Source organism: Maritalea sp., assembly GCF_051251695.1.
Taxonomy (GTDB): Bacteria; Pseudomonadota; Alphaproteobacteria; order Rhizobiales; family Devosiaceae; genus Maritalea.
In genome coordinates this window covers 1-5,667 of record NZ_JBPOEU010000059.1, presented here as the reverse complement: position 1 = coordinate 5,667, position 5,667 = coordinate 1, and the positions used below count along the sequence as shown (strand labels likewise).

General features: G+C 51.3%; 5 protein-coding genes and 1 pseudogene. 5 read left to right on the top strand and 1 reads right to left on the bottom strand.

Annotation, left to right across the window (positions count from 1 at the left end; translation table 11 throughout):
• The 3 genes and pseudogenes from ACSHWX_RS17655 to ACSHWX_RS17645 all read left to right on the top strand — a co-directional run.
• A pseudogene (locus ACSHWX_RS17655) lies at positions 1–637 on the top strand (hypothetical protein); the annotation flags it as partial.
• A 101-nt stretch (positions 638–738) separates the two neighbouring features.
• Positions 739–1,764, top strand: a complete 1,026-nt coding sequence (locus ACSHWX_RS17650) for a hypothetical protein (protein WP_435669527.1) — start codon at positions 739–741, stop codon at positions 1,762–1,764.
• A 455-nt stretch (positions 1,765–2,219) separates the two neighbouring features.
• On the top strand, positions 2,220–2,528 hold the full coding sequence (locus ACSHWX_RS17645) for a hypothetical protein (RefSeq protein WP_435669526.1): 309 nt from the start codon (positions 2,220–2,222) through the stop codon (positions 2,526–2,528).
• 61 nt (positions 2,529–2,589) lie between these two features.
• Here the strand turns inward: ACSHWX_RS17645 and ACSHWX_RS17640 are convergent, their stop codons facing one another.
• Positions 2,590–3,480 carry a LysR substrate-binding domain-containing protein gene (locus ACSHWX_RS17640; protein ID WP_435669525.1) on the bottom strand — a complete coding sequence of 297 codons (891 nt, stop codon included), beginning with the start codon at positions 3,478–3,480 and terminating at the stop codon, positions 2,590–2,592.
• Positions 3,481–3,617: 137 nt separating this feature from the next.
• Between ACSHWX_RS17640 and ACSHWX_RS17635 the strand changes: the two genes are divergently transcribed.
• A complete protein-coding gene (locus tag ACSHWX_RS17635; RefSeq protein ID WP_435669524.1) occupies positions 3,618–4,796 on the top strand; it encodes an MFS transporter in 1,179 nt (392 codons plus the stop codon).
• 6 nt (positions 4,797–4,802) lie between these two features.
• The gene (locus ACSHWX_RS17630) at positions 4,803–5,597 is read left to right on the top strand and encodes an alpha/beta fold hydrolase (RefSeq protein WP_435669523.1); all 795 of its coding nucleotides are present in this window, start codon (positions 4,803–4,805) and stop codon (positions 5,595–5,597) included.
• Positions 5,598–5,667 lie beyond the last annotated feature (70 nt).

Here is a 5,667-nt window from a genome sequence, read left to right as displayed (position 1 = left end):
CAAGTTCGGGCGTCATACAAAGGGCAAGTTCCAGGTTTCAAAAACTGCAAAGGATCTCAGCTCAAAACGCGGCAAAATCTTCGCCAAGATCGCCGAAACGTACCTGTTCGAATATAATCACGCGCGCAACGCCCGGTCAGAATTCACAGCTTCCGGAAACTGGGACATTTTCCTGAACATCATCAATGTCGAGGCAGAACAAGGCCTTACAGAAGCACACCTTGTGAAAACCCTCTATGGCCTGGAGAAGCGCGATCACTTGATTGATCGAGAATACTATGACCACGCCGGGTTTCTCTTCTCGCATGTTCTGCAGCCACTAAGCTGGATTGGATTTCTCGAGGAAACATCCGGCGGTGGCAGATTGTCAGATCGAACCTATTGGAAGACACCATTATGGCGGTCATGTCTGCAACTTGAAACCGACGACATGGTGGACGTGCCTAGTCTCAACACCATCAAAAGGATGCATTGCGCGCTCTGCGGCAAGGACACGAGTCTCTTGTCGTGCAGCAGCTTCACGCAGTGCATGCAGATTGAGCCGCGTAGCAGGTTTTGGAGCGAGCTCACGCGCACTGGTGGGGCAGGGCGGGTTCTCAACTGGGCGATCCGGGCAATGTACGAGAACAGCCGCTAACAGGTCACCGGTCGTTTCGCACAGCGGATGGTAGGGAGGGCCAGCCAGCCATCCTTCGACAATACGCGGTAGAAACGAGGCTCACTTCGGACAGCAGCTTTGTGGATCGTTTGAGGCTGGGGTTGATCCGGTCGATCGCGATGATTGATCTGTTGCTAGAGGGCTGGTGCGAACCACCCAAGCCGGAGGCGCTGCATCTGTCAACGCTTGTTCATCAAATCCTATCGGTGATCGCGCAGCGGGGAGGGGCACCAGCCAATATTCTATACAGCGTACTTTGCCGCGAAGGGCCGTTCCGGCAAGTCACTACCGAAATGTTCACTGATGTGCTGCGCGCGCTCGGTCATCCTGAAACTGGCTTGATAGAGCAAACGGACGGGGGTTTGTTGCTCTTGGGCCAAAACGGAGAGCGGCTAGTCGAGCATTATAGCTTTTACGCGGTGTTCAAGACGCCCGAAGAATACAGGCTGGTTTCAAACGGGCGGGATCTTGGGACATTGCCAATCGACAACATCCTTTCACCTGGGATGATGCTCATCTTTTCAGGGCGCCGCTGGGTGATTCAGGAAATCCATGATCGCGAGAAAGTTATTATGCTCAAACCCGCCAAAGCAGGTGTGCCGCCTGTGTTCGGCGGTGATCCGGGTGATATCCATGACAAGGTGATTGCGCGTATGTTCGATGTTTTGGAGGTCGATACCAAGCCCCTCTACATGGACGCCAAAGCGTTTGAAATGCTTGAGGAGGCGCGGCAGAACTATGCGCAGATTGGGTTCGCTGACGCATCCCTAGTAAATTTGGGCGAAGAAACCTCAATCATCTCAACACGAGTAGGGACAATGAAAACGACGACACTGGCGCTTGCGTTGAGAAGTTTTGGGTATTCCGTGGAACAATACGATGGGTTCTTACAAGTGGAAGCGGGTGATGAAACCCGGCCACTAATCGAGGTTCTCAAGAGCATTGGAGAAGGTGAAGACGTTGATCTATTTGCAGATGCTGGTAACCTGTTGACCGAGAAGTTTCACCCGTATCTGACCCGCGAATTGTTGGAGCTGGATGCGATTTCATCGAGGCTTGAGCCACTGAGTCTTTCAAGCATGGCGGTGGAAATCCTTTCCAAATAAGCAATAGCGGAAACAGCTTTTGACCCCAGATGCAAAGAATAGAGCCTATGTTCAATACCTGCCAATCCACAAACCTCATTCGGTTTAAGTAGGAATTAGGTAACATCGTCAATCTTGCGTCATCCGCGAATTTCCGCTTCAATACATCAATATTATATCGTTTTCATATTACATCAGAGATTTGAGGTGCTGTTATGGTCCAAGTGGTTTTCATTCATGGCGTGAACGTTCGTAAGGAACCTGACCCCGCAGTCTACAACCAAGGTGTAGCTGATCGCAAAGCAGCATTTGCGAAATACTGCTTCAAGCAGACCCAACACACATGTCGATCCCGGCCTCAAAGCTAAAGTCGAAGAAATTTGCCAAGATTGGATGGGGCGGTCCTGCGAAGGAGACTGCCTTTTTCTATACTGTTGCTCGCATGGATTGGCTGGGTTGAGCAGGGGGATGCTGCTATGGATGTGCTTCTCTACAAAAAGAGAGACCTATGGGCTGCAACAGTTGCCGCATTGCTCTTGGCCAAAACATATCAACTGAAAGATGTCGCCCAGTGGGCCTATAATCTTGAAAAATACGCCCCTCACATCAGCGACGCCGCAGTTGCGGCCGCCTGGGCGCGCGCCTCGGACGATTCAATTGACCTCGATATTGCCGAAATGTCGCAACCTAACTTGAGTTCACAGTATCCCGAAACCCGACATCTTTCTGCCAAAACGCGCCGTTTCGTCGATTTCGTTGCAACGCGGTCTTGGGGTTTTGGATGAGGGCACTTGCTGTATGGCTGCCAAAGCCAAAGCAGGGGTTTATTGCGATGCATCACGCTGATTACCCATATGTTTTGGGTGACAATAGATGTCTGCCGAGAAAATCGATCGCTACGCTCAGCTTTTTGGGTCTCCAGTGGTTTGACGGCCAAATCAAATGGAAATCAGTACGAGAAAGGGCTGCGTCAGGGAGCACCACTTCCAATGTCCCATCTGAGATGGCCCCTGACACCAAAAAATCGGGTAAACACGCGACGCCTGTGCCTTTGCAGGCTGCGAAATAGAGCATTTCAACATGCGAGCACGTGAGGCGTGTGGACAGGGTGGCCTCAACTTTTTCGGGAACGGGCCAGCGCAACATGCGTCCCATTGTTGATGCACGAAACCGCAAACTGTCCAATTCAGCGAGGTCTTCAAACGTGGAAGGGCGGCCTTTTTTGTCTAGATATGTTGTGGACGCGACCAAACGCATCTCGCAATCTCCCAGAAATTTCGACATCAAGCGCGAGTCGTTCAAACGGCCCGTGCGGACCACCAGATCAAATCCTTCGTCAACGACATCGACCATGCGGTCGCTGAAATCCAATTCAATTTTGATCTCTGGGTACTGCTGAATGAACTGGGTCAACGACGATTGAAACGGGCTGCAAACCAATGGCATGCCAATTTTTAACGTCCCCGACGGCACATCCTGTCCCTCTGCAAGAAGCCGGTCCCCTTCGTCGAGCGCGGCCAGAGCGCGTTTGCAATATCTCAGATAGTCGTCACCCTTGGACGTCAGCCGAACCGTCCGTGTGTTTCTATGAAAAAGACGCACGCCAAGGCGCTCTTCAAGCCGTGAAATACTTTTGCCAACGGCTGAAGACGAGACACCGAGTCGCTTTCCTGCTTCTGAAAAACTTAATGTTTCAGAAACCTTAACAAACATTTCGATACCGGAAAATTTCTGCATATACACTCACTAAGGACAAAAAGTTATAACAGATACGAAAAGATAGTATATTATAAACTAGTTGTCACTGTGTCATCTCTCGAAGGCGATAAGCGGTCGTTTCTTGACCGCCCAAGGTTAACGTCAGGAGACATCTTATGCGCTTAATTCATCCTATATTTTTCATCGCACTAGGGCTTTTTGGCCTGTGCACAATTGAGTTCGGGGTCGTCGGGCTGATGCCCGAAATCATGGATCGCTTTCAGGTTTCCGAAGCCCGTGCCGGCCAATTGACAGGGATTTTTGCTCTTGTTGTGGCGGTCTGTGGTCCTGTTTTGGTTTTGATCTTTTCACGTTTCGACCGCAAAAACATTTTGTTGATTGCACTCGCGTTTTTCACCATCAGCAGCTTTGCATCGGCCTTTATAACAGATTTCAACATGCTGTTGTTGGTGCGTATGGTGCCGGCCTTGTTCCATCCTGTCTATTTCTCATTGGCCTTCGTGTCAGCCATGGCCTTGTACCCTGCGGACCAAGCGCCGCGTGCGGCCTCGCATGCGTTTTTGGGCACATCGATCGGGATTGTTTTAGGGGTGCCGATTACCTCATGGATCGGGACAAATATGTCCTATGAATCCGCGTTTTATTTTACAGCTTTGGCAAACCTCGTCGCGCTTTTGGGGGTGCTTTTCATGCTGCCCAAAATGGAACGTGTCACCCAAGGGTCAACAAAATCTCAACTTAAAATTTTGAAAAAGCCCACGCTGTGGCTCAATATCGCATCAACGGGTCTCATCTTTGGCGGGATGTTTGCGGTGTATACGTTCGTGGCCGAATATCTTGAAACAGTCGGTGGTTTGTCTGCGGATAACGTAAGCTTGCTGTTGGTTGTGTTTGGCCTTGGCGGTATTGGAGGCAATATGTTGGCTGGGCGTTTCTTGCGCGTCAGTAAAATTGCCACGGTTGTTCTGCATCCGATATGCATCGCGGCCGGACTGTTGTTGCTGTTGATCTTCAACGCTCAGTTGACTGTACTTTTTCCCATCATGGTGTTCTGGGGGGCGGCGCATACATCTAGTCTTGTCATCACCCAAATTTGGCTCACGCAAGAGGCCCCAGAGGCGCCTGAATTTGCTACGTCTTTGTTTGCATCGATCGCAAACCTAGGTGTTGCTGTCGGCTCAACAGTGGGCGGAGAGTTCATTAAATCGTTTGGGTTCAATGGCATGTTCAGCGCGGGTTGGTTTTTCTTGGGTGCTGCGCTCGTTTGTATCCTTATTCGCACCGCAATGCGTTCGCCCGTTGGTGGGCAAGCGCAATCTCAGCCAGCGGAGTAATCAACTATGTCTGTGAAATTCAAATCTCTTGTTGGGGCTGCCGTTTTGGCGCTCGCATCCAGCGGGTTACAGGCCGCTGAAGCTGTGAAGAATGTTGTGCTGGTGCATGGCGCTTTTGTTGATGCCAGTATTTGGAACGGCGTTTCGGAACGGTTGCTTGATAAAGGCTACACTGTGCGTGCGGTTCAACTGCCACTGACGTCATTGGACGACGATGTCGCAGCGACAGAAGCCGTGCTCGAACGCATGGCTGGCCCCGTTTTGTTGGTTGGATATTCATGGGGAGGGGTGCCTGCGACTGTTGCGGGCACCGATCCTGATGTTAAAGGACTGGTATATTTTGCCGCCGTGACGCCGGAACCAGGGCAGAGCCTTGGTGCGATGCTTGAACCCTACAATGAAATTGCGATGCCTGGAGCTGTGGAGCTTGAACTGGATGAAAGCCGTCAGCAATATTGGCTGAAGCCAGAGGGGCTGCACAACGCTTTAAGCCATGATGCGCCGTCATCCACAGCACGCCTGATGGGCACTGCGCAAAAGCCGACCGCCGCGCAGATATTCACCGATATCCCAGACCGTGCGGCATGGCAAAGCAAACCCTCTTGGTATGTGATTGCGACTGAGGATCGTATTTTTCCTGTGCCGCTTCAACATGCCTTGGCCAAATCTATTGGTGCAACAACGGTGGAATGGCCGACAGGGCACGCTGCCATTTTGTCTCGTCCAGGCAGTGCGGCCGCGCTCATTGATGCTGCGGCGCTGTCTCTTAGTTCAGAGGAAGGGCACGTGAAAAAACCATGAATTCGCCAACTGAAAATAAGGGCAGCCATCTTTTTGAGTACGTTGTCGGAGAGCAGGTTTTTCACGCCGA